This window comes from Actinocatenispora sera (assembly GCF_018324685.1).
In the GTDB taxonomy this organism is placed as follows: Bacteria; Actinomycetota; Actinomycetes; order Mycobacteriales; family Micromonosporaceae; genus Actinocatenispora; species Actinocatenispora sera.
Genome location: NZ_AP023354.1, coordinates 6,143,915 through 6,168,446, shown reverse-complemented (window position 1 = coordinate 6,168,446; position 24,532 = coordinate 6,143,915). Strand labels below are relative to the sequence as shown.

24 protein-coding genes are annotated in these 24,532 nt (G+C 73.2%); 11 read left to right on the top strand and 13 right to left on the bottom strand.

The features are described from left to right. Nucleotides 1–22: 22 nt before the first annotated feature. Nucleotides 23–1,045, bottom strand: coding sequence for an SDR family oxidoreductase (locus tag Asera_RS29015; RefSeq protein WP_030443994.1), 1,023 nt, complete (start codon nt 1,043–1,045; stop codon nt 23–25). A gap of 131 nt (nt 1,046–1,176) precedes the next feature. Further along, nucleotides 1,177–1,698 carry a DUF1360 domain-containing protein gene (locus Asera_RS29010; protein WP_030443995.1) on the bottom strand — a complete coding sequence of 174 codons (522 nt, stop codon included), beginning with the start codon at nt 1,696–1,698 and terminating at the stop codon, nt 1,177–1,179. Nucleotides 1,699–2,101: 403 nt separating this feature from the next. Here Asera_RS29010 and Asera_RS29005 point away from each other — a divergent pair, with 403 nt between their 5' ends. The 5 genes from Asera_RS29005 to Asera_RS28985 all read left to right on the top strand — a co-directional run bounded on the left by Asera_RS29005 (nt 2,102) and on the right by Asera_RS28985 (nt 6,434). Next, nucleotides 2,102–3,283 carry a zinc-dependent alcohol dehydrogenase gene (locus Asera_RS29005; RefSeq protein ID WP_030443996.1) on the top strand — a complete coding sequence of 394 codons (1,182 nt, stop codon included), beginning with the start codon at nt 2,102–2,104 and terminating at the stop codon, nt 3,281–3,283. A 15-nt stretch (nt 3,284–3,298) separates the two neighbouring features. After that, nucleotides 3,299–3,493: a hypothetical protein gene (locus Asera_RS29000; RefSeq protein WP_030443997.1), complete on the top strand. Its 195-nt coding sequence runs from the start codon at nt 3,299–3,301 to the stop codon at nt 3,491–3,493. A 63-nt stretch (nt 3,494–3,556) separates the two neighbouring features. Continuing rightward, on the top strand, nt 3,557–4,411 hold the full coding sequence (locus tag Asera_RS28995) for an SDR family oxidoreductase (protein ID WP_030443998.1): 855 nt from the start codon (nt 3,557–3,559) through the stop codon (nt 4,409–4,411). Nucleotides 4,412–4,465: 54 nt separating this feature from the next. Beyond that, complete coding sequence (locus Asera_RS28990; protein ID WP_051801379.1) at nt 4,466–4,741, top strand: ChaB family protein; 276 nt, start codon at nt 4,466–4,468, stop codon at nt 4,739–4,741. A gap of 760 nt (nt 4,742–5,501) precedes the next feature. Continuing rightward, nucleotides 5,502–6,434, top strand: a complete 933-nt coding sequence (locus Asera_RS28985; RefSeq protein ID WP_030444001.1) for a universal stress protein — start codon at nt 5,502–5,504, stop codon at nt 6,432–6,434. 211 nt (nt 6,435–6,645) lie between these two features. Here Asera_RS28985 and Asera_RS28980 read toward each other — a convergent pair whose 3' ends face one another. Beyond that, the gene (locus Asera_RS28980; RefSeq protein WP_030444002.1) at nt 6,646–7,290 is read right to left on the bottom strand and encodes a response regulator; all 645 of its coding nucleotides are present in this window, start codon (nt 7,288–7,290) and stop codon (nt 6,646–6,648) included. 219 nt (nt 7,291–7,509) lie between these two features. On the opposite strand from Asera_RS28980, the gene Asera_RS28975 reads away from it, so the two are divergent. Together Asera_RS28975 and Asera_RS28970 are read left to right on the top strand one after the other, a co-directional pair. Continuing rightward, entirely contained in the window at nt 7,510–8,517 is a 1,008-nt protein-coding gene (locus tag Asera_RS28975; RefSeq protein WP_051801381.1) for an Acg family FMN-binding oxidoreductase, read from the top strand. 97 nt (nt 8,518–8,614) lie between these two features. Continuing rightward, nucleotides 8,615–10,354: a sensor histidine kinase gene (locus tag Asera_RS28970; protein WP_084130820.1), complete on the top strand. Its 1,740-nt coding sequence runs from the start codon at nt 8,615–8,617 to the stop codon at nt 10,352–10,354. 89 nt (nt 10,355–10,443) lie between these two features. Here Asera_RS28970 and Asera_RS28965 read toward each other — a convergent pair whose 3' ends face one another. The 3 genes from Asera_RS28965 to Asera_RS28955 all read right to left on the bottom strand — a co-directional run bounded on the left by Asera_RS28965 (nt 10,444) and on the right by Asera_RS28955 (nt 12,633). Next, nucleotides 10,444–10,887 carry a universal stress protein gene (locus tag Asera_RS28965; RefSeq protein ID WP_030444005.1) on the bottom strand — a complete coding sequence of 148 codons (444 nt, stop codon included), beginning with the start codon at nt 10,885–10,887 and terminating at the stop codon, nt 10,444–10,446. Between the two features lie 142 nt (nt 10,888–11,029). Next, nucleotides 11,030–11,686, bottom strand: coding sequence for a DUF47 domain-containing protein (locus tag Asera_RS28960; protein WP_084130888.1), 657 nt, complete (start codon nt 11,684–11,686; stop codon nt 11,030–11,032). Next, nucleotides 11,683–12,633, bottom strand: coding sequence for an inorganic phosphate transporter (locus Asera_RS28955; RefSeq protein WP_051801386.1), 951 nt, complete (start codon nt 12,631–12,633; stop codon nt 11,683–11,685). Before Asera_RS28955 ends, Asera_RS28960 begins: the two co-directional genes overlap by 4 nt. Nucleotides 12,634–12,809: 176 nt before the next feature. Between Asera_RS28955 and Asera_RS28950 the strand changes: the two genes are divergently transcribed. Continuing rightward, entirely contained in the window at nt 12,810–14,165 is a 1,356-nt protein-coding gene (locus tag Asera_RS28950; RefSeq protein WP_051801388.1) for an MFS transporter, read from the top strand. A gap of 25 nt (nt 14,166–14,190) precedes the next feature. Here Asera_RS28950 and Asera_RS28945 read toward each other — a convergent pair whose 3' ends face one another. Together Asera_RS28945 and Asera_RS28940 are read right to left on the bottom strand one after the other, a co-directional pair. Beyond that, complete coding sequence (locus Asera_RS28945; RefSeq protein WP_157034578.1) at nt 14,191–14,619, bottom strand: hypothetical protein; 429 nt, start codon at nt 14,617–14,619, stop codon at nt 14,191–14,193. Nucleotides 14,620–14,681: 62 nt separating this feature from the next. After that, nucleotides 14,682–15,113 carry a DUF2795 domain-containing protein gene (locus Asera_RS28940; RefSeq protein ID WP_030444010.1) on the bottom strand — a complete coding sequence of 144 codons (432 nt, stop codon included), beginning with the start codon at nt 15,111–15,113 and terminating at the stop codon, nt 14,682–14,684. Between the two features lie 235 nt (nt 15,114–15,348). Here Asera_RS28940 and Asera_RS28935 point away from each other — a divergent pair, with 235 nt between their 5' ends. Next, nucleotides 15,349–17,574 (top strand): catalase, encoded by a 2,226-nt coding sequence (locus Asera_RS28935; RefSeq protein WP_244844066.1) that lies wholly within the window; start codon nt 15,349–15,351, stop codon nt 17,572–17,574. A gap of 243 nt (nt 17,575–17,817) precedes the next feature. On the opposite strand, the gene Asera_RS28930 is transcribed toward Asera_RS28935, so the two are convergent. Continuing rightward, nucleotides 17,818–18,096: a DUF3040 domain-containing protein gene (locus Asera_RS28930; RefSeq protein WP_030444012.1), complete on the bottom strand. Its 279-nt coding sequence runs from the start codon at nt 18,094–18,096 to the stop codon at nt 17,818–17,820. Between the two features lie 123 nt (nt 18,097–18,219). On the opposite strand from Asera_RS28930, the gene Asera_RS28925 reads away from it, so the two are divergent. Further along, nucleotides 18,220–19,995 carry a glycoside hydrolase family 15 protein gene (locus Asera_RS28925; protein WP_035295029.1) on the top strand — a complete coding sequence of 592 codons (1,776 nt, stop codon included), beginning with the start codon at nt 18,220–18,222 and terminating at the stop codon, nt 19,993–19,995. Nucleotides 19,996–20,118: 123 nt separating this feature from the next. On the opposite strand, the gene Asera_RS28920 is transcribed toward Asera_RS28925, so the two are convergent. Beyond that, entirely contained in the window at nt 20,119–21,090 is a 972-nt protein-coding gene (locus Asera_RS28920) for a TIGR03557 family F420-dependent LLM class oxidoreductase (RefSeq protein ID WP_030444014.1), read from the bottom strand. A gap of 327 nt (nt 21,091–21,417) precedes the next feature. Between Asera_RS28920 and Asera_RS28915 the strand changes: the two genes are divergently transcribed. Beyond that, nucleotides 21,418–22,455 carry an iron-containing redox enzyme family protein gene (locus Asera_RS28915; protein ID WP_030444015.1) on the top strand — a complete coding sequence of 346 codons (1,038 nt, stop codon included), beginning with the start codon at nt 21,418–21,420 and terminating at the stop codon, nt 22,453–22,455. Here Asera_RS28915 and Asera_RS28910 read toward each other — a convergent pair. The 3 genes from Asera_RS28910 to Asera_RS28900 are packed head-to-tail and all read right to left on the bottom strand — an operon-like array spanning nt 22,395 to nt 24,503. Beyond that, complete coding sequence (locus Asera_RS28910) at nt 22,395–22,655, bottom strand: CDGSH iron-sulfur domain-containing protein (RefSeq protein ID WP_035295032.1); 261 nt, start codon at nt 22,653–22,655, stop codon at nt 22,395–22,397. The two genes, Asera_RS28915 and Asera_RS28910, sit on opposite strands and share 61 nt — an antisense overlap. Then, complete coding sequence (locus Asera_RS28905) at nt 22,642–23,280, bottom strand: HemK2/MTQ2 family protein methyltransferase (RefSeq protein WP_030444017.1); 639 nt, start codon at nt 23,278–23,280, stop codon at nt 22,642–22,644. Before Asera_RS28905 ends, Asera_RS28910 begins: the two co-directional genes overlap by 14 nt. 41 nt (nt 23,281–23,321) lie before the next feature. Next, nucleotides 23,322–24,503, bottom strand: a complete 1,182-nt coding sequence (locus tag Asera_RS28900) for a carboxylate-amine ligase (RefSeq protein ID WP_084130821.1) — start codon at nt 24,501–24,503, stop codon at nt 23,322–23,324. Between the last annotated feature and the right edge of the window lie 29 nt (nt 24,504–24,532).

Genomic DNA, 24,532 nt, shown 5'->3' with positions numbered 1-24,532 from the left:
GTCGGTCGAGGCGGGACGACGGTCAGCCCGGATGCCGGCCGCGCCGCACCTGCCGGGCCGCGGCCACACCGCACAGCCCGGCGGCGGTGACCGCGGTGGTCGCCAGTACCCCGTGGTGGCGGGACAGCCACGGTTGCGGGTCGCGGGCCTTCGCCGTCTCGTCGAACCGGCCGTGCGCGCCGAAGTCGTGCCCGGCGCGGCTGTCCGCCGGCGCGAAGAGGTTCTCCGGGTCGTCGGGGCGCCGCCGCTGATCGGTCTGCTGCCCGGAGAACGCGGTGCGCGCGAGGTAACGGTCCAGCAGCCCCGGTACGACGGCGTTGAGCAGCAACGTGACCGCGGTGCTGGTGCCGACCCAGTACTCCCGGCGGCGCGGATGGTCGGCGGCGTGCAGCACCGCGCGGGCGGCGACCTCCGGCTGGTAGATCGGCGGTACCGGCTGGGCCCGGCGCGGCAGCCGGGAGCGTACCCAGGTGAACTGCGGCGTGTTGAGGCCGGGCATCTGCACCATCGTCACCCGTACCTTGCTGCCCTCGTGCAGCAGCTCGCAGCGCAGCGATTCGTGGAAGCCCTGGATCGCGTGCTTGGCACCGCAGTACGCGGACTGCAGCGGGATTCCGCGGTACGCCAGCGCGGACCCGACGTGCACGATCGTGCCGTGATCGCGCGGCTTCATGTGCCGCAACGCGGCCATCGTGCCGTACACGAAGCCGAGGTAGTCGACCTCGGTGACGCGCCGGAACTCCGCCGGCTCGATCCGGTCGAACGGCGCGAACACCGTCGTCATCGCCACGTTGACCCACACGTCGATCGGACCCAGCTCTCGCTCGACCCGGTCGGCCGCGTCGGCCACCTGCTCGGCGTCGGCCACGTCGGTCGCCACCACCAGCGGGGTACCGCCGGCCTGGCGCACATCGTCCGCCGCGGACGCCAGGCCCTGCTGTCCGCGGGCGAGCAGCGCGATCCGGTCGTGCCGGCGTGCAAAGGCCCGCACCACGGCCCGGCCGACCCCTCCACTGGCACCGGTGACCACGACGACCTGCGGCATTCGTTCCCCTCCCGCTCGCTCGACTGCGGAGCACCTACCCAGCCGGTGCCGGAATATGCGGACGAAAGCCGTCCGGCGTCGGGCACGGCACGAGCGGGTGCCGTGTCCGGGCCGGGCGCAACGCCCGGCGGTCACGACGCGAGCTGGTCCAGCCGTTGCTTGGCGGCGTCGTAGCCGAGGTTCAGGAAGTCCGATCCGGCCACCGCGGTGAAGGTGGTGGCCACCAGCCGGGTCAGCCGGGGCGCGAAGACCATTCCCGCGGTCAGCCCGGTGGCCACCCAGACCGCCGCGCAGAACGGGCACACCAGCAGCTCGCCGACCGCGTGGCCGGTGCCCGAGGCCCGGACCCCCTCGTTGAGTTCGCCCTCACCCGCCGGCTCCTGGTACCGGGTGAACGGCGCCCGCAGCGGGCTCGTCACGGCGTCCTTGGTGAGCAGCCGGCTCAGCTTGTGGGTGGCGGTGGTGAGCAGGAACACGTCCGACAGTGCCAGCCGGAGTGCCTGCCGGCCGGTCAGGCGGGCGAGCGCGGCGGCGGTGGCTGCCGTACCGGAGTAGACCGCCACGACCGTGAGGTAGCCGTACAGCGGCCGGGACGAGCCCTGCCCGTACCGTTTCGCGAGCCGTTCCACGGCACGGCGTGCCGGGTTTGTCATGGTCGTTCCCTTCGTCGACAGCGGGCGTGCACCGACCGAGCCGCCTGCCGTACGCTCCGGCGCGGCCCGATCGGCCGTCCGGCGAGCCCGAGCACGAGGCCTCCGGAGCATGTCGATGCCGCGGTTCGGCCCCACCGTCCATCGTGGACCGTGCCGGCGCCGCCGTCGGGACGAGTGCACGACCCCGCCCTACCCCGGTCGGCCACGCCCACACGTTGCGGACCGCGGAAAGCCCCACGTGTACCGGCGCTCGGTCTGGGTAGCCGGACGGCTGCCGGTGGGCAGCCTGGCAACGGCGTAGCGTGGCGTCGCTGCGCGGCGCCCACCGGCGTGCACCGTGGCCCGCCCCGTGCTGGGTAGCCGAACCGGTGTTGGCACGAACCCGACGGCGAGGAGGTGTGCGGTGAAGGCGCTGGCCTGGCACGGCACCAGGGACGTACGGATCGACGAGGTGCCCGAACCCACCATCCAGGAACCCACCGATGCGGTCGTGCGGGTCACCACGACCGCGATCTGCGGCTCCGACCTGCACCTGTACGAGGTACTCGGCGCCTTCCTGAGCGAGGGCGACGTGCTCGGGCACGAGGCGATGGGCATCGTGGACCAGGTCGGCAGCGCGGTGCACCACATCGCGCCCGGCGATCGGGTCGTGATTCCCTTCAACATCTCCTGCGGACACTGCTGGATGTGCCAGCGCGGGCTGTACGCGCAGTGCGAGACCACCCAGGTCCGCGAGCAGGGGTCCGGCGCCGCCCTGTTCGGCTACACGAAGCTGTACGGGCAGGTACCGGGCGGGCAGGCCGAACTGGTGCGCGTCCCGCAGGCGCAGTTCGGGCCGATCAAGCTGCCCGCCGAGGGGCCGGACGAACGGTACGTGTTCCTGTCCGACGTGCTGCCCACGGCGTGGCAGGCGGTGGAGTACGCGGCGATCCCGGACGGCGGCAGCGTCACCGTACTGGGGTTGGGCCCGATCGGGCAGCTGTGCGTCCGGATCGCCCGCCACCACGGTGCGTCGGTGATCGGCGTGGATCCGGTACCGGAACGGCGGGCGATGGCGCAGCGCTACGGCGCGGAGGTCGTCGATCTGGGCGACGGATCCGGGGTGGCCGACGCGATCCGGGAGCGTACCGACGGCCGGGGGACCGACTCGGTGATCGACGCGGTCGGCATGGAGGCGCACGGCTCGCCAGCCGGCAAGCTCGCCCAGCGGGTCGCCGCGGTGTTGCCGGACGTGGCCGGCCGCAAGCTGATGAAGACCGCCGGGGTCGACCGGCTCGCCGCGCTCTACCTCGCGATCGACGCGGTGCGCCGCGGCGGCACCATCTCGCTGTCCGGCGTGTACGGCGGTGCCGTCGACCCGCTGCCGATGCTGACCCTGTTCGACAAGGGGGTGCGGCTGGCGATGGGGCAGGCGCACGTCCGGCAGTGGACCGACACGCTGCTGCCGCTGGTGACCGACGACGCGGATCCGTTGGGGGTGCTGGATCTCGCCACCCACCGGCTGCCACTGTCCGAGGCGCCCGAGGCGTACGAGATGTTCCAGCACAAGCGCGACGGCGCCATCAAGGTCCTGCTCACCCCGTGAGCCGAGGGAGGAACCATGCGACGAGACGACGACGCCGAGCTCGGTGACGCCGAGCCGCCCGCCGAGTACCGGAAGGAAGCGTCCGACGACTTCGCCGAGGAGCACTCGGACACCGACGTGGAGCCCCACGACGAGGGCGGCCCGGAACCGCGGCGGCGGTCGAACAAGCACCGGCCCTCGTCGGACGGTCCGCGCCATCCCGTCGTGTGACCGGGCACCGGCCCGGGCCGGCGGTCGCCGTTTGTGCGGAGCGATCGTGGGTAGCCGGCGGGCATGAGCACGCAGCAAACGCCGCCACAGCAACAGGACTACCCGGGTACCACCGCCGAGATGCAGCCGCCGCCGGACGACCAGATGCGCGACTACCAAGGACGGGAGCTGCTGTCCGGGCGGCGGGCGCTGATCACCGGGGGAGATTCCGGAATCGGCCGCGCGGTCGCGGTGGCGTTCGCCAAGGAGGGCGCCGACGTCGCCATCTCGTACCTGACGGAGCACGGCGACGCCGAGCAGACCCGGGCGCTGGTCGAGCAGGAGGGTCGGCGGTGCGTACTGCTGCCGGGCGACATGGCCGATCCGGCGCACTGCGCGGACGTGGTCGACGGCACGGTGTCGGCCCTGGGCGGGCTGGAGATCCTCGTCAACAACGTCGCGTACCAGTCACCGGCCGACTCGCTCACCGACATCGACACCGAGCAGTGGGACCGCACCGTGGCGGTCAACCTCGGGTCGTTCTTCCACACCACGAAGGCGGCGCTGCGGCACCTGCCGGACGGTGGGGCGATCATCAACACCTCGTCGATCAACGGGCTGCGGGGAAACAAGACGCTGATCGACTACTCCGCCACCAAGGGCGCCATCCTCGCCTTCACCTACTCGATGGCGCAGTCGCTGACCGAGCGGCGGATCAGGGTCAACTGCGTCGCACCCGGCCCGGTGTGGACACCGCTGATTCCGGCCACACTGTCGGCCGACCACGTCGAGAAGTTCGGCGAGAGCGTACCGATGGAGCGGGCCGCGCATCCCGACGAGATCGCGCCGTCGTACGTGTTCTTCGCCAGCGACCAACTCTCCTCGTACTACACCGGCGAGGTGCTCGCACCCATCGGCGGCGAGACGTTGCCCGGCTGAAACCGCGGGCCGGCACACCAGGTGACCACGAGTCCGGAGGAGGACATGCCAGCCATGCAGGAGCTGCCCCTGGCGCTCCAGCAGTCGTCGCGGGCCGCCCGCGCGACCTGGCTGTCGGCACACGAGGCGGCCATCCGGCGCTTCGGTGACGGGAGGCGGGCCTACGAGTTCGCCCGGGAGGTTCTCCGGCGCGGGTTCGACCGGGTCGGTGATCACTGGGAGGAGCGGCGGCCCGGCCCCATGGACGAAGCGCCGGCCGGCCGGTCGATCGAACGGGTCACGCCCCACCCGACCTCGCGGCCCGGCTCGCCCGGCCGGCACCGCCGGTAGCACCGTGCGGCACCCGCTCGCGGCGTGACCGACCGGGTGCCGGCGCCACCGTGCCCGGCACAACGGCGGGCGGGCTCCGTACGACCGCGGGCGGGTTCGGTACAACGGCGGGCGGGTTCGGTACGACGGCGGGTTCGGTACAACGGCGCCCTGTCCGGCGCAGCGGCGGGTGGGCGCCACCGGTCCGGCGCACCGGCGGCCGGCTCGGCGATCCTCGTCGCTCTCGGCCGGATCGCGCTGTGACCCCCGATCGTCCGGCTCCTCCTCGCTGTCCGGCAGGGCGTCCGCGTCGGCCCGGCCGACCCCGGCCGGAATCTCCTCCACGAAGTTGAAGTCGGGCACGACGTCGCCTTCCACCTGGCGCTCGCGATCCGTCTGGTGTTCGGACATCTCGCTCCGGCGTTTACCGTCCGCCGCGGCGAAACAGTGCGCGGCACGACAGGGGCGAGGCCCGGACCCGGCGGGTGCCGGATCTCGCCAGCCTCGGCTGCCCGCCGCGGCGGACGGTAAACCCACCTGGCTGCCCGCGGCCCGTGGCCGTACCGCGACCGGGCCGGCCCCCATCGAGGCCGGACACGCGTCGAGCCGGACACGCGTCGAGGCCGGACGCGCGCGGCCGTGCCGTCCGGCCGGCGTGATCGGCAAACGTCCCGGCGGCGCCGGACCGTTCGGCACTGCTGCGCCGCGCCGGCGGTGGCACACGATGAGGTCAGGACGATCCCCGCCACCGGCGGCGGCAGAACAGGAAAGAAGCATCGACATGTACGACTCCACTGTGGACAATGGCACCGTCGTGGTCGGTGTGGACGAGTCGCCGGACAGCCGTACCGCTCTCTGCTGGGCGGCGCAGGCGGCCGCGGCCGACGACCGGAACCTGTTGATCTGCCACGTGGAGCAGGGTTTTCCCGGCGGTGACGGCGAGGACGCGGCTCGGCTGCTGACCGCGGCGCTGCGGTCGGCGCGGCGGACGCTGAACGCCGACCGGGTACAGGTGTGCCTGAGCCGCGGCGATCCGGCGCTGGCGCTGGCGCGGCTGGCGGAGCGGGCGCGACTGCTGGTCCTGGGGGGCGCGCCCGATCCGTCCCGGCGGGGAGCGAGCCAGGGCGGGGTGGCGCTGCGTACGGCGATCACGGTGCGCTGCCCGCTGGTGCGGGTTCGTGCCGACTCAGGCCTGCCGGGGCCGTTGCGGGGGCAGGTCGTCGCGGCGGTGGACGGATCGGCTGCCGCCCGATCGGCGTTGGAGTTCGCGTTCGCCTACGCGGACGCGCACGACCTGCCGCTCGCCGCCGCGCACGTGACCGCGGAGTCGACGGACGCGTACTGGTTCGACGAGCGGCTGCTGGCAACGCACTTCGCGACCGAACCGGCAGCGCTGGGATTCCTGGAGCAGGAGACCGAACCGTGGCGGCGTCGATTCCCGCGGGTGGCGGTCAAGCTCGTGGTGCTGGGCGGATCCCGGCTGGGCGCGCTGACCATGGCCAGCCAGGGCGCCCGCCTGCTCGCGATCGGTCGCCTGGAACGGGGGCCGTCCCGTGCCCCGCTGGGCCCCATCGCGTACGGGCTGCTGCGCGATGCCGGGTGCCCGGTGGCCGTGCTGCCTCCGACCGAGGCCGGACGGGCCGTGTCGGTGGACACCGGCGTGGCGCGTGGCGCGTCCGACCAGCCGGCCGCGATCGTGGCCGCGGGCAGCTGACCGACTGGCGGGCCGCCCGCAGCCGGGGCCCGGTCGACCGCGGGCGCATCCGCTCCGGGCAGCCGGTCGCGCGCATCCGCTCCGGGGCAGACCGGTAGCGCGCATCCGCTCAGGGACAGGCCGGTCGCGCGCATCCGCTCAGGGACAGGCCGGTCGCGCGCATCCGCTCAGGGACAGGCCGGTCGCGCGCATCCGCTCCGGGGCAGGCCGGTCAACCGCGCGTGCGGCCGAGCAGCCGGGTGGCGAGGACCGCGGCCTCGGTGCGCCGGTGCAGGCCCAGCTTGGCCAGGATGCTCGACACGTAGTTCTTGACGGTCTTCTCCGACAGGTGCATCGCCTGGGCGATGTCCCGGTTGGTGCCGCCCTCGGCCATGTGGGTGAGGATGCGGCGCTCCTGGTCGGTGAGGTGTCGCAACTCGTCGGGTTCGTTGGCGGTGCCGCGGCGGATGCGCTCGAGGACCCGTTCGGTGACCGCCGGGTCCAGCAGCGAGTGCCCGGTGGCGACCTGGCGTACCGCCTCCACCAGGTCGGTGCCGCGGATCTGTTTGAGCACGTACCCGGCGGCGCCGGCCATGATCGCGGCGAACAGCGCCTCGTCGTCCTCGTACGAGGTCAGGATCAACACCTGGATCGACGGGTCGACCGAGCGCACCTCGCGGCAGACGTCGATGCCCGAGCCGTCCGGCAACCGCGCGTCCAGGATCGCGACATCCGGCCGCAGGGCAGGGATCCGGGCGATCGCCTGGACCGCGGAGCCGGACTCGCCGACGACGCTGATCTGTCCGTCGTTCTCGAGCAGGCCGCGCAGCCCCGTCCGGACCACCTCGTGGTCGTCGAGCAGGAACACCGTGATCATCCCTCCGTTCTACTCCGGTCGAGCGGCCCGTGCCGCCGGTCCAACGGCCCGGGTGCTCGGGGCCGATCGGCCCGGGCGGGGCGTACGGGCACCGTTCGCCGCCCTGCGGTACCGGCACGTGGGTGCCGAAGGCCGACCCGCACCGGGCCGGACGGCACTGCCCGGCCGCAGCGGAACCGACCAGCATGTGGTGCAGAGGATCGAGGAGAGGACAAGACGGTGGCAGCCATCAACTTCAGCGACCGAGCGATCCGTAGCCGCGGGTACAGCGCAGACAGTCCCCTGGGCCGTGCCGCGCTCGCCGCGTTGCGGGCTCCGTCGCTGCTCAACACCCAGCCGTGGCGCTGGCGGGTACACGACGGGTCGGCCGAACTGTGGGCCGATCGCTCGCGCCAGCTCACCAGCATCGACCCGGACGGGCGCCTGCTGATCCTCAGCTGCGGCATCGCGCTGCACCATGCCATGGTGGCGCTGACCATCATCGGGCACCGCCCGCAGGTCGATGTCCGGCCCGATGCGACCACACCGGACCTGCTGGCGGTCGTACGGGCCGGCGCCGAACAGCGGCCGAGCTTCGCCGATCAGCGCGCGTTCCAGGCGATGCTGGCCCGCCGCACCGACCGCCGGCCCGCCCCGCGCGACGTCTGCATTCCTGCCTACCGGCTGCAGCAGCTGCGGGACGCGGCCGAACGACACGGCGCGCACCTGCACCTGCTGCCTCACGAGCAGGTTCCCGTGCTGATCGTCGCCGCGACGCACGCCGCGGCGATCGAAACGGCCGATCCCGGCGTCCGCGGCGACCTCGCCCGCTGGACCCACCGGCCCACCGGTGGCGGAGACGGGGTCACCGCCAGCTCGGTCGTGCCGCAGATCCCCCGCCGGGTACCACAACGGGAGTTCCTACCCAATGACGACGCCGGTCTCGATGCCGGCGAAGGCAACGATCAGACCGCGAACTACGCGATCCTGTTCTCCGACGGCGACGAGCCGGCCGACTGGCTGGCGGCCGGGCAGGCGCTGTCGGCGCTGCTGATCGCCGCCACCGAGCACCGGATCTCGGTGAACCCGATCAGCAACGTGGTCGAGGTCGAGCCGACCCGCGCCACGCTGGCCGGGCTGCTGAGTCAGCTCGGGCATCCGATGATCGCGCTGCGGCTCAGCGTCGCGGCCGCGACTCCGCCACCGCCCGAACCGCGGCGCTCGCCGGAGGAGATGATCGAGAGCTGAGCCGGGGCGATCGTCACGCGTGACCTCCTCCGGACGGCCCCGGGCTCGCACCATGTGAAGGGGTGCGCCGCCGTCATCGGATCGCTACGCTCGGCGTATGGCGGTCGATCCGACGGCTCCTCGCGGGCCCGGTGGGCGGCCCGGTGCGCGCAGCCATTCCGAGCTCGGCCTCCGGCCGTTGCCGCAGGTGCGCCTCGACGAGCTGCTGCGCGAGCTGCTCGACCGGGTGGGTGAGGTGACCCGCAGTCGCGAGCGGCTGCGGTCGTTGCTGGATGCGGTGGTGTCGATCGGTACCGACCTCGACGTGCACAGCACGCTGACCCGGATCGTGGAGTCCGCCTGCTGGCTGACCGACGCGCGGTACGGCGCGCTGGGCGTCATCGGCGCCGACCGCACGCTGATCGACTTCATCACCCAGGGCATCGACGGGCCGACCCGGGCCAAGATCGGTGACCTGCCCCGAGGACACGGGGTGCTGGGGCTGTTGATCGACAACCCCGAACCGATCCGGCTCGACGACATCACCCAACACGAGCGCGCGTACGGCTTCCCGCCGAACCACCCGCCGATGCACACCTTCCTCGGTGTGCCGATCCGCATCCGCGATCACGTGTTCGGCAACCTGTATCTGAGCGAGAAGCAGGGCGGCGGTTCGTTCACCGACGGCGACGAACAGCTGGTCGTGGCGCTATCGGTCGCCGCAGGCGCCGCCATCGAGAACGCCCAGCTCTACGAGCTGGCCGGGCGGCGGCAACGGTGGCTGGAGGCCTCGGCGGAGATCATCAACGTGTTGGTCGGCGAGAACATCGACGAGGACAGCGCGCTACGGCTGATCGCCGACCGGGCCCGCGAGGTGTCCGGCGCGGACCTCGCGCTGGTGCTGCTCGGTGACGAGGACGAGCAGTGCATGACCGTCCGGGTCGTCTCCGGCACCGACGGGGAGCAGCTGGCCGGGGCCCAGGTGCCCAGCGCCAGCGGCGAGCTGGGCCGGGTCACCGGCGGCTCGGTCAGCGCGCTGGCCGATCTCGCCGACGCCGCGGACTGGCCGACGCCGTTGCACACCGGCCCGGCCCTGCTGGTCCCGCTGTCGGCCAGTGGACGCACGCTCGGCGCCCTCGCCATCGCGACCAACGACACGCACCGTCCGGTGGAGCCACCGGACATGGCGCTGATGGAGACCTTCGCCGGTCAGGCCGCCCTCGCCCTGGAACGGGCCCGCGACCAGCAACAGCGTCAGCTGTTCGCCATCCTCGGCGATCGCGAACGCATCGCCCGCGACCTGCACGACCTGGTCATCCAACGGCTGTTCGCGGCCGGTACCCAGCTGGCCACCACCGACCAGCTCGTCATCAAACCCGAGGTGCACAAGCGCATCAACGCGGTCATCGACGATCTGGACGCGACCATCCGCGACATCCGCGGCACCATCTTCCAGCTGCGCACCCCGGCCGAGGACGACCTGCGCAACCAGATCCGCATCACGGTCGACCAGGCCCGGCCATCGCTGGGCTTTCCCGCCCAGCTGTCTCTCCGGGGCCCGGTCGACACCCTGGTCACCGGCGAGCTACGCGGCTGCCTGCTCGCCGTGATCCGCGAGTCGCTGTCCAACATCGCCCGGCACGCCCAGGCCAGCGCCGTCACCGTCGCAGTCACGGTGTCGGCCGACCTGCTCCGGGTGGAGGTCACCGACGACGGGGTCGGCATCGACCCGACCGCCGTGAGACGCTCCGGCGGGCTGGCGAACATGACCGAACGGGCGCAGCATCACGGCGGCACCTTCACCTGGTCCGGCCGGGAACCGACCGGGACGATCCTGGAGTGGTCCGTCCCGTTGTAGCAACGAGAACTCACCCGAGCGACCCGCCCATCAGCCGCCCGCCGGTTGCGGCCGCGCGGCGCCAGGCGGGTCGGCGAGCGGGAAACCGCCTACTTCCGTTCGGACGGCACGACCACGATCGGGCACGCGGCGAAGTGGGTGCACTTCTGCGCCACCGAACCCATCAGCGCCCCGGTGAAACCACCGTGCCCCCGGGTACCCACCACCAGCAGCTCGGCGCCGATCGCCGCGTTGATCAACGTACGGGCCGGATCGTTGTGCACCGCATGCTGTTCGATCTCCACGTCGACACGGGTGTCCTCGACCGCCTCGGCGACCGCGTCGTGGAGGATCTTGCGGGTCTGCTCGGACAGATCCACGTCGAGGGTGGGCGACATGCCGTAGTACAGCGGCACTTCCCAGGCCGTGACGGCCTGCACCCGCGCTCCGGTCAGCTGGGCCTGCCGCAGCGCCCACCGCAGCGCCCGCTGCGCGGGTTCCGAGCCGTCGACTCCCACCACGATGCGCCCGGTGCCCGATGTCGTGCCGGTCATGACCGTCACCCCTTCTCGTCTGCGGGTTCGACTCGAGGATGTGGCCATCCGCGGGCGGGCCACAGTGCCGTTGCCACCGGCACCGCTGGGACCTTCGGCCCGGTCCGGTCGGCCGCGGCCGGCCGGGGACGTTCGCGACGGGTCAGTGGTTGCGTTTGAGCAGGGCGTCGGCGAAGGCGGCGGCCTCGCCGAGCCGCAGCCCGATGACGTCGAGCCGGCGCAGCAGCTCGCGTCGTTTCAGCGCCTCCGGGTCGACCGGGCGGCGGAACAGCTCGGCCAGCCCCTCCTGGTACTGCCGGCGCAGCCCGTTCGCCGCCCGCCGTGCCGGCAGGGTCGCCTCGGGGTCGCCGCGCCGTGCGCCGTCCAGGCTGCCCAGGCCGGTGGAGAAGCCGGTCAGGCCCTCCCGCAGGGTACGGATCGGTTCCACCGCGAACGCCAGCTCGTCCGGCTGGTACAGGTCGACCTCCCGGACGAAGTCGCGCAGGTTGTCCAGCACGTCGTCGATGCAGCGAGAGACGCGGAACAGGTCCTCGGGATCCACCGGCGTCGCGAGGACCTGACTGAGTTCCTCGATCAGGGTCGCGCGGGCGTCGTCGCCGCGGTGCTCGATGTCCCGGATCCGCTCGTGCGCGGCGGCCGGCGTGACCTCGCCCGACGCGAGCCTCTCGACCAGCTCGGCGCCGTCGGCGGTGTGGGTGAGCTGGTCGCCGAGCAGGCTCAGCAGCCGGCGCCCGGACCGCCCGGTCAGGTCCTCGACCAGCCGGTGCGCCCGCCGGGCCAGCCGAGAGTGCCGGCTCATCCGGCCCACCGCACCAGCACCCCGCCCAGTGCCGCCGCCGCGATGCTCGCCGGCAACGTGACCAGCCACGCGCCGGCCAGGCGGAGCGCCGTCGCCCAGCGGATCCGGGACGGCGATTCGCTGGCACCGGCGCCGATCAGGCCACCGCTGACCGCCTGGCTCATGGTCAGCGGTATCCCGGCCAGGCCACCGCCCGCGACGACCACCGACGAGCAGATCTCGGCGACCAGGGCGTGCCGCAGGTGCACCGCCAGAATGCCCTGGCTGAGGTTGGCCGCCGCGCGCCGCACACCCGCGACGAGCCCCAGCCCGAACAGGCCGGCCGCGGCGAGCACGAAACGCCAGCCGGCCGAGCCGGCCGTACCGGCGGCGATCGCGAAGACCGCCAGCATCTTCTGCCCGCCGTTGGCGGAGTAGGCCAGGCACTGCAGGCAGTACGCCGCGAGGTGCAGCCGCCGCGCGCGCCGCGTCGCCTGCCAGCCGCCCACCATCCGCAGTCCGCCGCGGGTCAGTGCGAAGCCGAGGGCGCCGGCGAGCACCGGTGCCAGCAGGCCGGCGAGCGCGACCTCACCCAGGACCGCAAGCTGTACCGGCAGCCCGGCGCCCAGGCCGGCCCCGGTGATCGCGCCCATCAGCGCCAGCGTGAGGCTCGTCGGCAGGCCGGCCCGGGCCAGCGTGAAGACGACACCGACCGACACCACGATGGCGACCAGGACCACGCCCTGCTGGCCACCGCCGAACGGCACCAGCCGCTCGGCGAGCGTGCTGGCCACCCTGGTACCGAACAGGAGGGTGGGGCCGAGCAGCAACGCCGCGAGCAGCAGCGCGATCTGCGTGATCGGCCGCGGTCCCGGTGCGCGCAGGCCGGCGGCGACGATGGCACTGCCGTCGTTCGCCCCGGCCACGACGGCGAACAGGGCGGCCAGCACCAGCAGCAGGACCGGCACGACACCCCTTTCCTGGCTGGACGGGAACCACGCGTCCGGCGACTACCCCGGACACGCGTCGGTATTCCGCCCGGCGGCACCCGGCATCAGACGAGCCCGGCCGGGTAGACGCCCTGCGTGTCAGGAGTGATCGGGCTCGCGCCACGGCGGCCGCCGGCCGCCCGCTCGGGCCGCCGATGACGGCCGGCGACGGTACCGCGCGCATCGCCGTGCTGTTCGGCGCGACGCTGGGGCTCAGCGGCGCCGACACGGCGACGATCTCGGCGACCACCGACGACATCGAACGCGCGTTCGGTGTCGGCAACGCCGAGGTCGGCCTGCTGGTGTCGGTCGTGACCCTGCTGGGTGCGCTGTTCGCCATCCCGGTCGGCGTGGTCGCCGACCGGTTCCGGCGTACCCGGCTGCTCGCGGCCAGCGTCGCCTGCTGGGCGGTGGCCCTGGTGCTGTCCGGCAGCGCCCAGTCGTACTGGTGGATGCTGGTGGCCCGGTCGCTGCTGGGCGTGGTGACCGCCGCGGCGGGGCCGCTGATCGCGTCGCTGGTGGGCGACTACGTGCCGGGGTATCGCCGGGGCCGGGTCTACGGCGTGATCCTCAGCGGTGAACTGATCGGGACCGGATGCGGGTTCGTGGTGTCCGGCGAGATCGCCGGACTGGCCTCCTGGCGCCTCGCCATGCTCTGGCTGGTACCGGTCGGGGCGCTGCTCGCGTGGTTGATCCACCGGCTGCCCGAGCCGGCCCGCAGCGGGCCCACCCGGATCGCGGACCGGTCCGGCCGGGACCCGATGCCGAGGATGCTCGCCGAGCGTGGCATCCGTCCGGTCGAGCGGATGGTGTTGCACGACGACCCCGCGAAGCGCTCGCTGTGGTGGGCGATCGGCTACGTGCTGCGGGTGCGCACCAACGTGGTGATCATCGTCGCGTCCGCGCTGGGGTACTTCTTCTTCGCCGCGATCCGGTCCTTCGCGATCGTCTACGCGATGCGGCAGTACTCGATCGCCAAGCCGGTCGCGAGCCTGCTGGTCGTGGTGATCGGCGCCGGTGCGGTGGCCGGCGTGCTGGCGGGCGGCCGGCTGACCGATCGGCTGCTGCGGCGCGGCCACCCGCGCGTGCGCGTCGCCGCACCGGCGGTGTGCCTGCTCGTCCTCACCCCGGTGCTGGCCGCGGCCATCGCGTCGACCGACGTGCTGCTGGCAGTGCCGCTGCTCGCGATCGGGACCGGCATCCTCGCCGCCGCGAACCCGCCGTTCGACGCCGCTCGGCTCGACATCATGCATCCGCGGCTGTGGGGGAGGGCGGAGGCGGTACGTACCGCGCTTCGCTCGATCGCCGAGACCAGCGCGCCGGTCGGGCTGGGCCTGGTCGCCGATGCGCTGAGCACCGTGCCGCAGGGCTGGACGTACTCGGTGTTGCTGTTCATGACGCCGCTGCCGGTCGCCGGGCTCATCGCCCTGCTCGGCCTGCGTACCTACCTGCGCGACGTGGCCACCGCCCTCGCCTCGGTACGGGAAACCTCGCCCGGAAACGGCGGGTGAGCCCGTGCCGCCGCGGCGCCGGCGCTCAGCGGCTTCCGTCCGGTCTGCAGCTGGCCCCGGTATTGCCGTGAGCATCGTCGTTCGCCTCGTGGTCGCGTGCCACGTCGTGGCGATCCGGCGTGCCGCTCCGGCTCCGCTCGGCCAGCTGCGCCTCGACGTCGTCCGGGTCGATGCGGCGCGGCGTGTTGTTGTGCGGCGGGTACGGCGCGCGACGCAGCACGAACCAGGCCACCGCGGCGGCGACGAACAGCGCCGCCAGCACGATGCCGCCGATCCACTGGAACTCGCCGCGGGAGGCGCGGGAGCCCAGCAGCACGCCGAGCTCGCCCCCGACCACGCCGGCGACCGCGCAGCCGAACGCTTGCGGTGCGGTCGGTCGCGGGCCGAGCATGCGGCCCGCGACGCCGAGCACGATGCCGATCAGCCCGATTCCGATGCTGCTCGCCAGATCCATGGTCACCATCCGTCGTGGCAGGTCCAACGCCGGCCGGGTGATGACCCGGGCTGGCCGAGAGCTCAGAAGCGCTGATCGTCGGCCTCGACGCCGTGCCCGAGCGCCTCCCACACCGCACTGACGTTGACGTACCGGCGTCCCTCGGGCAGTCCGTCGAGCTGGCCGACGATGGCGTCCGGTGCATTGTTGTCGCGTGCCGACGCCACCAGCGCCGCCCGATCGCCCGGGAACGCCGACGGCGACACGTACCGGGCCAGCTCGCTGCGGCCGGCCACGTCCCCGGCGTCCATGCCCGGTGGGCTGCCACCGACGCCGGCGGACTCGTCGAGTTCGCCCGGCGCCGGCTGATCCTCGCCGGCCGGCCCCGGCTCGCGCCATTCCTCGACTCGCGGCGCGCCACCGCCGCCCTGGGTGTACCCGGAGGTTTCGGCCGCGAGCTCGTCGTCCCGGCGCGGGCTGTTGGTGCTGCTGCCCGGTTGCGGATCGATGGGCATGGTGCCTCCTTCGGGTGCCGATTCCGATCGATGTGTGGGCGATACCCGGCAGCAGGCACGCCAAACACCGACGACGCCGATGGAGGAGCCGGAGAAGGCGATCGCCGAACCACGCCGTGGAGCCGATCCGCAGCAGTCCGAGGCGGTGCGCGCGGCCGCAGGCACACCGGAACCCCGCCGAAGGGTTTGTCGGCGGACGGTCCGGGTAGCGGGCTGCGGGCAGGAGTGCGTCACCGTGGTGTGGTCGACGGTCTGGAGCGACCGCCGCTGGTGGCGCCGAGTGGCGGACGGCGAGGAGACGGTGATGGCCCACCAGCAGCCCGAGGGCGAGCGGCCCGCGGGGAACGGACCGCAGTCGACCGAACGCGGATTCGACAAGCAGCGGAACCTCGACGCCGCGCGCAACGACCCGGCCGGCCACCACCTCACCACCGATCAGGGGGTACGAGTCGCGCAGACCGACGACTCGCTGCGGGCCGGGGATCGCGGTCCCACGCTGCTGGAGGATTTCCACGCTCGCGAGAAGATCACCCACTTCGACCACGAGCGGATCCCGGAACGGGTCGTGCACGCCCGCGGTGCCGGCGCGTACGGCCGGTTCCGGGTCTACGAGTCGATGGCGGACGTGACCCGCGCCGACTTCCTGCAGGACCCGGAGCTCGAGACGCCGGTGTTCGTCCGGTTCTCCACCGTGGCCGGGTCGCGCGGTTCGGCCGACACGGTTCGCGACGTGCGTGGCTTCGCGACCAAGTTCTATACCCGGCAGGGAAACTACGACCTCGTCGGCAACAGCTTTCCGGTCTTCTTCATCCAGGACGGCATCAAGTTCCCGGACTTCGTGCACTCGGTCAAGCCGGAACCGAACAGCGAGATGCCGCAGGCCGCGTCTGCGCACGACACGTTCTGGGACTTCGTGTCGCTGCAGCCGGAGGCGATGCACACGGTGATGTGGCTGATGTCCGACCGGGCGATCCCGCGCAGCTACCGGATGATGCAGGGCTTCGGCGTGCACACCTTCCGGTTCGTCAACGCCGCCGGGCAGGGCACGTTCGTCAAGTTCCACTGGAGGCCGCTGCTCGGCGTGCACTCGCTGGTCTGGGACGAGGCGCAGAAGTGCGCCGGCAAGGATCCGGACTTCAACCGGCGCGATCTGTGGACGGCGATCGAGCACGGCCAGTACCCGGAGTGGGAGCTGGGCGTGCAGCTGGTCGGCGAGCAGGACGAGCACGCGTTCGACTTCGACCTGCTCGACGCGACGAAGATCATCCCAGAGGAGCAGGTGCCGGTCCGGCCGATCGGACGGATGGTGCTCGACCGCAACCCGGACAACTTCTTCGCCGAGACCGAGCAGGTCGCCTTCCACACCGCCAACGTCGTGCCGGGGATCGACTTCACCAACGATCCGCTGCTGCAGGCGCGCAACTTCTCCTACCTGGACACCCAGCTGATCCGGCTCGGCGGGCCGAACTTCGCCCAGCTGCCGGTGAACCGGCCGGTCGCCCGGGTCACCAACAACCAGCGCGACGGGTACGGCCAGCAGGACGTCCACGTCGGGACGGCGAGCTACACGCCGAACTCGCTGAACCCGGGCGGTTGCCCGGTGACCGCGTCGCCCGACGCGGGCGCGTACGCGCACTACACGCAGACGGTCAGCGGTACGAAGATCCGCGAGCGCAGCCCGAGCTTCCAGGACTTCTACAGCCAGGCGACGCTGTTCTGGAACTCGATGGCCGACTGGGAACGCGAGCACATCGTCGCGGCGTTCCGGTTCGAGCTCGGCAAGTGCGAGCACCGGCACGTACGCGAGCGGGCCGTCGACCGGATCAACGAGATCGACCACGACCTCGCGGTTGCCGTGGCGCAGGGGATCGGCGTCGACGAGCCGACCGCGACGACCACCAACCACGGCCGCAGCTCGCCGGCGTTGAGCATGGCGAACCTGGCCGGCGACGGCATCGGTACCCGCACCGTCGCGGTGCTGGCCGCGGACGGCCTGGCGGGCGGCACGTTGCGCCCGCTGCTGGACGCGCTGACCGAGCGCGGCGCGCAGCCGGAACTGCTCGGTCTGCACGACGGCGAGCTCTCCACCGCCGACGGTGACACGGTGTCGGCGGCTCGTGCGCACACCACCGTGTCCTCGGTGCTGTACGACGCGGTGCTGGTACCCGACGGCCCCGAGGCTGTGGCCGCGATCGGGGCCGACGGCGAGGCGAGGCACTACGTGCTGGAGGCGTACAAGCACGGCAAGCCGGTCGCCGGGATCGGTGCCGGCGCCGACCTGGTGGCCGGGCTGCTGGACGCGGCGCTGCCGGAGGCCTCCGTCGACGGGGCGGAACAGGGTGTCGTGCTGATCGCCGATCCGGCCGATTCCGATGCGTGGCGCCGCTTCCTCGACGACTTCGTGGCGGCACTGGCCAAGCACCGGATCTTCACCCGCGACGTCGACGCCGTCGCCGCCTGAGCCCCGGCACCGCCCCGGCCCGAGTTGGCAGTCCGGCCGGGGCGCCGTCGCGAACACCGTGCCGCACATTCCGCGGGCAGGAACCGAGGCCCTGCGCGTCGGGTTGGACAGGACCTCGATCCCGTCGACGTCATCCGCTGACCGGTGGTGCCCCCCAACGCCACCTCGCGGCTGCGCCAACCCGGCCGTCCTGCCCGGATTCGCTGCCGGCAAACCTGGCCGGGACGCAATTCCCGGTGGCGGTCAGTGGCGGTACCAGCCGCGGATCACCCAGCCGAGGGCGATGCCGACCGCCGGCAGCGAACACATCCCGAGCATCGTCACGCCGGTGGCGGCCAGCACGATGCTGGCGGCGAGGACGGCGATCGTGAGCAGGAAGACGGTGATCCGGCCGCCACCCCAGCGCAGCTCCCGCGGCGCGCACGGTCTGCCGTTCCGTAGACCGTCGGCGAACCGCCGGTCGTCGTGGGCGATCTCGACCGCCATGTCCGCCAGGCGTTGGCGTTCCTCGGAACTGAGCATCGTTCGTGCCCTTCGCTTCCGTGCCCTGCGCGGTCGGTGTACCCAGCGGGCGCACGGCCAAACGACCCGAGTGCCCGCCCGGCGCCGACGGTTACCACCGTCGCCGGTGGGTATCTGGCGGGAATGGCGGGGAAATGGGAAGTCTCCGAAGCGGCACCGCACGTCCTGCGGGAGTACGCGGTGCTCGCCGACGGTGAGCGGGCGGCGGTGGTCGGGCCGCGCGGCGACATCAGCTGGCTGTGCGTACCGCGCTGGCACAGCGACGCGGTGTTCAGCACCCTGCTGGGCGGCGCGGGGTGCTACCTGGTCACCCCGGTCGGACGGTACGTGTGGGGCGGGTACTACGAGGACGGCACGCTGATCTGGCGCAGCCGGTGGATCACCGGCGACGGGATCGTCGAGTGCCGGGAGGCGCTGGCGTTCCCGGGCAACCGGGACGAGGCGGTCCTGCTGCGCCAGCTGGTCGCCGTCGACGGCCCCGCCCGGGTCGAGGTGCTGCTGGATTTGCGCGCCGGCTTCGGCCGGCACCGCTCCGCCGACCTGCACCGTGTTGCGGACGGCTGGCGGGGCACGTCCGGCTCGCTGCGCTGGCACTGGACCGGTGCACCGGACGCCCAACCGGACGGCGACGGCCGGCTCGTCACCGAGCTGAGTCTGGCGGCCGGCGAGCGGCACGACCTGGTGCTGGCCGTCGGTGCCGGCGTGACCGCCGCACCGGACCCCACGGCCTGCTGGCGCCGCACCGAGGACGCCTGGCGGTCCGACCGGCTCGCCCCGAACACGATCGCGGAGCGCGACGTCCGGCACGCCCACGCCGTGCTGCGCGGGATGAGCACGGCCGACGGCGGGATGGTCGCGGCCGCGACCGCGAGCCTGCCGGAACGTGCCGAGGCCGGCCGCAACTACGACTACCGCTACGTGTGGATCAGGGACCAGTCTATGGCGGCGCAGGCCGCCGCGGCGACCGGGGCGCACTCGGTGCTGGACAATGCCGTCCGGTTCCTCACCGCGCGGCTGCTGGAGCACGGTGACCGGCTCAACCCCGCGTACACGGTGGACGGTGGGCGGGTGCCGACCGAACGGCATCTCGGCCTGCCCGGCTACCCGGGCGGCTCGGACGTGGTCGGCAACCAGGTACGAGACCAGTTCCAGCTCGACATCTTCGGCGAGGCCCTGCTCGCCCTCGGCGCCGCCGAACGCGCCGGGCGGCTGGACGCGGCCGGGCGGCAGGCGATCGACGTCGCCGCGGCCGCGATCGAGCGGCGCTGGCAGCAGCCGGACGCGGGAATCTGGGAGCTGGATCGGCGGCGGTGGACGCACAGCCGGCTGATCTGCGCCGCCGGGCTGCGGGCGGTGGCCGAACCGGGGGACCGGTGGGCCGGGCTCGCCGATGCAGTGGTCGCCGACGCCAGCGGATGGGGCACCCACCCTTCCGGCCGGTGGCAGCGGGCGGCCGACGATCCCACCCTGGACGCGGCGTTGGTGATCGCCGGGATCCGCGACGCGACACCGCTCGGCGATCCGCGCAACCTCGCGACCCTGCGGGAGTACGTGCGCCGGCTCACCTCCGACGGTTTCGCCTTCCGGTTCGAACACCAGGGGTGCGCGCTGGGTGAGGCCGAGGGCGCGTTCCTGCTGTGCGGCTTCATGCTCGCCATCGCGGTGCACCGGCACGGCGACCCGCAGGCGGCGGTCCGCTGGTTCGAGCGCAGCCGCACCGCGTGCGGCCCGGCCGGCCTGTTCAGCGAGGAGTTCGACGTCACGCAGCGGCAGCTGCGCGGCAACCTGCCGCAGGCGTTCGTGCACGGCGCCCTGATGGAGGCCGCCGCGGTGCTGAGCCGCCCGGCCGCCGCGGACCCGCTGCGCCCGGATCCGGTCGGCATCGGTACCGGCGGCTGACCGTGCCCGCGGCCCGTCAGCCGTCGTCGGCGGGCGGCGATCCGGGCTGCGACGGCGCCACCCGCTCGGCCGGGATCGGGACCGGCAGATCGCCGTTCGGCCTGTCGGCGCTGCGACGGCTCGTCACCGGGTGCCGCCGCGCAGCGCGGGCAGCAGGGTGGCACCGGCCATGGACAGGAACCGTTCCTGGTTCTCGTCCCCGATCTGGCACAGCGCCACGTCGGTGAAGCCCGCGTCGGCGAAGCCGGCGACCGCGTCGCCGATGCGTTGCTCGTCTGGACCACACGGGATGTTGCCGGCCACGTCGTCGGGCGTCACGAACTGCGTGGCTGCCGCGAACGCCGCCGTACCAGGAAGTTCCGCGTTGACCTTCCACCCGCCGGCGAACCAGCGGAACTGGTCGTGCGCCCGCGCCCGGGCCGTCGGCTCGTCGGTGTCCCAGGAGACCGGCTGCTGGCCGATCTTCCGGCCGCCGGTGCCGCCCGCGTCGTCCCAGCCCCGGCACAGCTCGCCGTTGGGCTCCACGGCGATCATCGCGTCGGAGCGTGGCGCGAACCGCGAGACCGACGCGGGCCCGGACACCGCGGTGGCGATCGGGACCCGGGTGTCGGGCAGGTCCCACAGCCGGGCCGAGTCGATCTGGTAGTGCCGCCCCACACGGTTGACGTAGCCGCCGTCGAACAGCGCGCCGATGATGTCGATGGCCTCCGCCAGCATGTCGTGCCGGACGTTGACCGGTGGCCAGTCGCGGCCGACCACGTGCTCGTTGAGGTTCTCTCCGGCGCCGAGACCGAGCGTGAACCGCCCCTCGGACAGCAGCTGCACGGTCGCCGCCTTCTGCGCCACGATGGCGGGGTGGTAGCGCATCGTCGGGCAGGTCACGTAGGTCATCAGCCCGATGCGCTCGGTGGCCTCGGCGACCGCGCCGAGCACCGACCAGGCGTACGGCGCGTGGCCCTGCGAATCCAGCCACGGGAAGGTGTGGTCGCTGATGACGGCGAAGTCGAAGCCGGCCTGTTCGGCGAGCCGGGCGTAGCGCACCAGCTCGCGCGGACCGGACTGTTCGCACAGCAGTGTGTAGCCGATGCCGACCATGGGTTGCCTCCGCTGCTCGGGTGGGCCGCCGGTCAGGTGGATCCGGCGGATGCCAGGCGGGCGGCGTGAACGTCGCATACCCGGCGGCGGCCCCAGTACCGCCGCTTCCGGCCGGACGGGCACGAACCGCATTCGGCGGGCACTGGCGCGCCGGTCGCACGATGGTCCTGTTGCCTGCCGGCGGTGGCCGAAACCTTGCCGGCCCGTCGGGTCGCCGGCACGGGTACCGGTGCAGCGGCCCGCAAACCCGCAACCCGTCCGCGGCGCCGCATCCGCCGGTCGCCGGCGGTTCGGTTTGGCCGGGCGCGACCGGGGTAGTTCCGCGGCATGACGCGGACCGGGGAGAGCATCCGGGCGACCCGCGGGGCGCGGCTCCCGGCGCCGCGTGGCCCGCTGTCCGACTGGCTGGTGGACGCGCTCGCCGATCGCACCACCGCCGACCCGCCGGAGGCGGCGCTGCGCGCCCCGGCGCCGTTCGGCGCCGACCTCCAGCTCGCCCTGTACACCTGCTACGAGTTGCACTACCGGTCGTTCGCCGGGGTGCCGGCCGAGCGCGAGTGGGACCTGTCGGTACTCGCCTTCCGGGCCGCCCTGGAACGCACGTTCCTCCAGGCTCTCCGTGACTCGGTGCCCGGGGTGGCCGACCCGCAGGAGGCGCTGGCGGAGCTGCTCGTCGACCCGGTCGACGGGAGCGGCGTCGCCGACCGGTTGCGAGACGGCGGACAGCGCTGGCAGATGCGCGAGTACCTGGTGCACCGGTCGCTGTACCACCTGAAGGAGGCCGATCCACACGCCTGGGTCATTCCCCGGCTGACGGGGTCGATCAAGGCCGCGCTGGTGGCCGTCGAGTACGACGAGTTCGGCGGCGGCCGCGGCGAGCGGGTGCACCAGCAGCTGTTCGCCGACCTGATGGCCGGCCTCGACCTCGACCCGGGCTACCTGCACTACCTCGACGCGGTACCCGCCCCGATGCTCGCCGTGGTCAACCTGATGTCGCTGTTGGGGTTGCACCGGGCGCTGCGCGGCGGGCTGGTCGGACACTTCGCCGCCGCGGAGATCAGTACCCCACCGAGCGCCAAACGGATGGCCGAGGCGCTGCGCCGGATGGACGCGCCGCCGCAGTGCGTCGAGTACTACACCGAGCACATCGAGGCCGATGCGGTGCACGAGCAGGTGATGCGGCACGACGTGCTCGCCGCGCTGTGCCAGGCCGAACCCGAGCTGGTACCCGACGTGGTACTCGGCATCGAGGCCACCGTGCTGGTGGAGGACCGGCTTGCCGCGCACCTGCTGCGCGCCTGGGATCACGACTCGTCGTCGTTGCTGCTGCCGCTGCCGGACGCGCCCAACGGGCCGTGTGAGTGACGCCGGTGGCTGGTGTCGCACCACGGGTAGCGGCGGCTGCGCCGGCACAGGCACAGTGCGACGACGAACCGGTCGTTGCGGTGCCGGCTGCCGTCCGGAAGCGTCACCTCGACCGGCCCCTCGACCAGCATCGGCCCGTCCGGCGTGACCCGGATGCGTACCGCCGGTCCGGCGCAACGCTGCGGCTCAACGGCGGGCACGGATCACCACCAACTCCTCCTCGTACTGGTCGGCCGCGATCCGCTGGCCGGTCAGCAGCCAGTCGCGCTGCTGCAGCAGTACCGGGCCGAACGGCAGCCAACGCCGGTCGACGACCTCGGCGGTGAGACCGCTGGTGCGCAGGCGTTCGAGCGTGCGCTCCTCGTTCGACAGGCTCGACTGGACGAGCAGCAGCACGCCGCCCGGGGCGAGCATCCGCCCGGTCGCGGCGCACAGCCGGTCCAGCACCGCCCGACCGTCCGGGCCGCCGGCCCAGTGCCGCTGCCCGCCCCGCGGGGTCACGTCGGTCGGTACGTACGGCGGATTCGCCACGATCACGTCGAACCGGCTGCCGTTGGTGCTGTCCACGTCCCCGCGCCGCGCCTGCACCGACACCCGGCGCAACAGGGCATTGAGCCGCACGTTCCACACCGCGTTGGTACGGATGTCCACCGCCGTCACGTCCGCGGCACCGCGCCGCGCGGCCAGTACGGCGAGTGCTCCGGTACCGGTGCACAGATCCAGCACCCGCGCGCCCGGCAGGCTCCGCTCCGAGGCCAACGCTCGCGCGAGCAACCAGGTGTCGTGCCACGGCCGGTACACGCCGGGCAGGGTCAGCAGCCACATCCCCTGGTGCTACCGCGATCGCGGGCCGCTAAACCGCCCGATCAGGTGGCACGGGTTCGCGCCGCGAGCCAGTCCACCAGCGCGGCCGGATCGGCCAGCCCGAACCGGCGCTGCCGCGCCGCGCCGGTGCCCCCGGCCAGCAGCGCCTCGACGCCGTCGCAGACCCGCCGCTCGTCGCCCAGCTCGGCCAGGGCCGGCCGGACCCGGCGCAGCAGGGCCCGCAGCTGCTGCGCCGCCGGTACCTGGCGGCCGCTGGCCGGGTCGACGCCGGGGCCGTCCAGGCCGTACCGGGCGGCCGACCACACCGCCGCCGCGGCGACCTCGGGGGCGACCGCCGGCACCGGCCGCCCGGCCCGCGCCTCCCGCCGCGCGGTACGCACCAGCGCCCGGATCAGGCCCGCCAGCAGCACCGCCTCGTCGACCGATCCGGCCGCGTCCGCGACCCGGAACTCCACCGTCGGCAGGTGCTCGGACCGTCGGGCCAGCCAGAACGACATGTGCCGGTCCACCACCGCGCCGGTGTCGACCAACCGCCGCAGGGCCCGGTCGTACTCGGCCCGGCTGGCGCAGTCCGGGGGCAGGCCGAAGCCGGGGAAGCGGGACTGCAACACCACCCGCCAGCTCGCGTACCCGGAGTCGGCGCCCTCCCGGCACGGCGAGTTGACCAGCGCCGCGACCAGTGTCGGCAGCGCCGCACGTACCCGGCCGAGTACCGGCACGATCTCGTCGTCGGGAACCCCGACGTGCACGTGGCAACCGCAGGCCTGGTAGTCGGTGACCACGGCGGCGTAGCGCTGCCGGATCCGGGTGTACCGGTCACCCTCCGCCACCGCGGCCGTCCCGCCACCGAGCGGCGGCACGCCCACCGAGACGAGCAGGTCACCGTGCCGGGCGGCCGCCTCTGCCAGCGCGCGCCGCCCCTCGACCAGCTGAGCGCGCAGCTCGTCGAGGTCGGTACACACCCCGGTGGCCAGCTCCACCTGGCTGGTCAGCAGCTCCGGCTTCAGCTCGGCCCGTACCGGTGGGCAGTCGGTGAGGACGACCGCGGCGTCCGGGACCGTCCGCCGGGTCCGCGAATCGACCAGCAGGAACTCCTCCTCGACCCCAACCGACTCGACCCCGACCGGTTCGGCCCCGACCGGTCCGGCTCCGGCAGGCCCGGCTCCGGCCCCGGTCGAATCGGCCCCGGGTGGCACGGCTGCGTCCGGATCCGGCTCGTCCATACCCGCACGATGCCCTCCCGGCGGGAGAT

Excerpts from the sequence above, each read along its gene's own strand:
- Asera_RS29015 (WP_030443994.1), bottom strand. The coding sequence starts at position 1,045 with ATGCCGCAGGTCGTCGTGGTCACCGGTGCCAGTGGAGGGGTCGGCCGG.
- Asera_RS29010 (WP_030443995.1), bottom strand. The coding sequence starts at position 1,698 with ATGACAAACCCGGCACGCCGTGCCGTGGAACGGCTCGCGAAACGGTAC.
- Asera_RS29000 (WP_030443997.1), top strand. The coding sequence starts at position 3,299 with ATGCGACGAGACGACGACGCCGAGCTCGGTGACGCCGAGCCGCCCGCC.
- Asera_RS28995 (WP_030443998.1), top strand. The coding sequence starts at position 3,557 with ATGAGCACGCAGCAAACGCCGCCACAGCAACAGGACTACCCGGGTACC.
- Asera_RS28990 (WP_051801379.1), top strand. The coding sequence starts at position 4,466 with ATGCAGGAGCTGCCCCTGGCGCTCCAGCAGTCGTCGCGGGCCGCCCGC.
- Asera_RS28985 (WP_030444001.1), top strand. The coding sequence starts at position 5,502 with ATGTACGACTCCACTGTGGACAATGGCACCGTCGTGGTCGGTGTGGAC.
- Asera_RS28980 (WP_030444002.1), bottom strand. The coding sequence starts at position 7,290 with ATGATCACGGTGTTCCTGCTCGACGACCACGAGGTGGTCCGGACGGGG.
- Asera_RS28970 (WP_084130820.1), top strand. The coding sequence starts at position 8,615 with ATGGCGGTCGATCCGACGGCTCCTCGCGGGCCCGGTGGGCGGCCCGGT.
- Asera_RS28965 (WP_030444005.1), bottom strand. The coding sequence starts at position 10,887 with ATGACCGGCACGACATCGGGCACCGGGCGCATCGTGGTGGGAGTCGAC.
- Asera_RS28960 (WP_084130888.1), bottom strand. The coding sequence starts at position 11,686 with ATGAGCCGGCACTCTCGGCTGGCCCGGCGGGCGCACCGGCTGGTCGAG.
- Asera_RS28950 (WP_051801388.1), top strand. The coding sequence starts at position 12,810 with ATGACGGCCGGCGACGGTACCGCGCGCATCGCCGTGCTGTTCGGCGCG.
- Asera_RS28945 (WP_157034578.1), bottom strand. The coding sequence starts at position 14,619 with ATGGATCTGGCGAGCAGCATCGGAATCGGGCTGATCGGCATCGTGCTC.
- Asera_RS28940 (WP_030444010.1), bottom strand. The coding sequence starts at position 15,113 with ATGCCCATCGATCCGCAACCGGGCAGCAGCACCAACAGCCCGCGCCGG.
- Asera_RS28930 (WP_030444012.1), bottom strand. The coding sequence starts at position 18,096 with ATGCTCAGTTCCGAGGAACGCCAACGCCTGGCGGACATGGCGGTCGAG.
- Asera_RS28925 (WP_035295029.1), top strand. The coding sequence starts at position 18,220 with ATGGCGGGGAAATGGGAAGTCTCCGAAGCGGCACCGCACGTCCTGCGG.
- Asera_RS28920 (WP_030444014.1), bottom strand. The coding sequence starts at position 21,090 with ATGGTCGGCATCGGCTACACACTGCTGTGCGAACAGTCCGGTCCGCGC.
- Asera_RS28915 (WP_030444015.1), top strand. The coding sequence starts at position 21,418 with ATGACGCGGACCGGGGAGAGCATCCGGGCGACCCGCGGGGCGCGGCTC.
- Asera_RS28905 (WP_030444017.1), bottom strand. The coding sequence starts at position 23,280 with ATGTGGCTGCTGACCCTGCCCGGCGTGTACCGGCCGTGGCACGACACC.
- Asera_RS28900 (WP_084130821.1), bottom strand. The coding sequence starts at position 24,503 with ATGGACGAGCCGGATCCGGACGCAGCCGTGCCACCCGGGGCCGATTCG.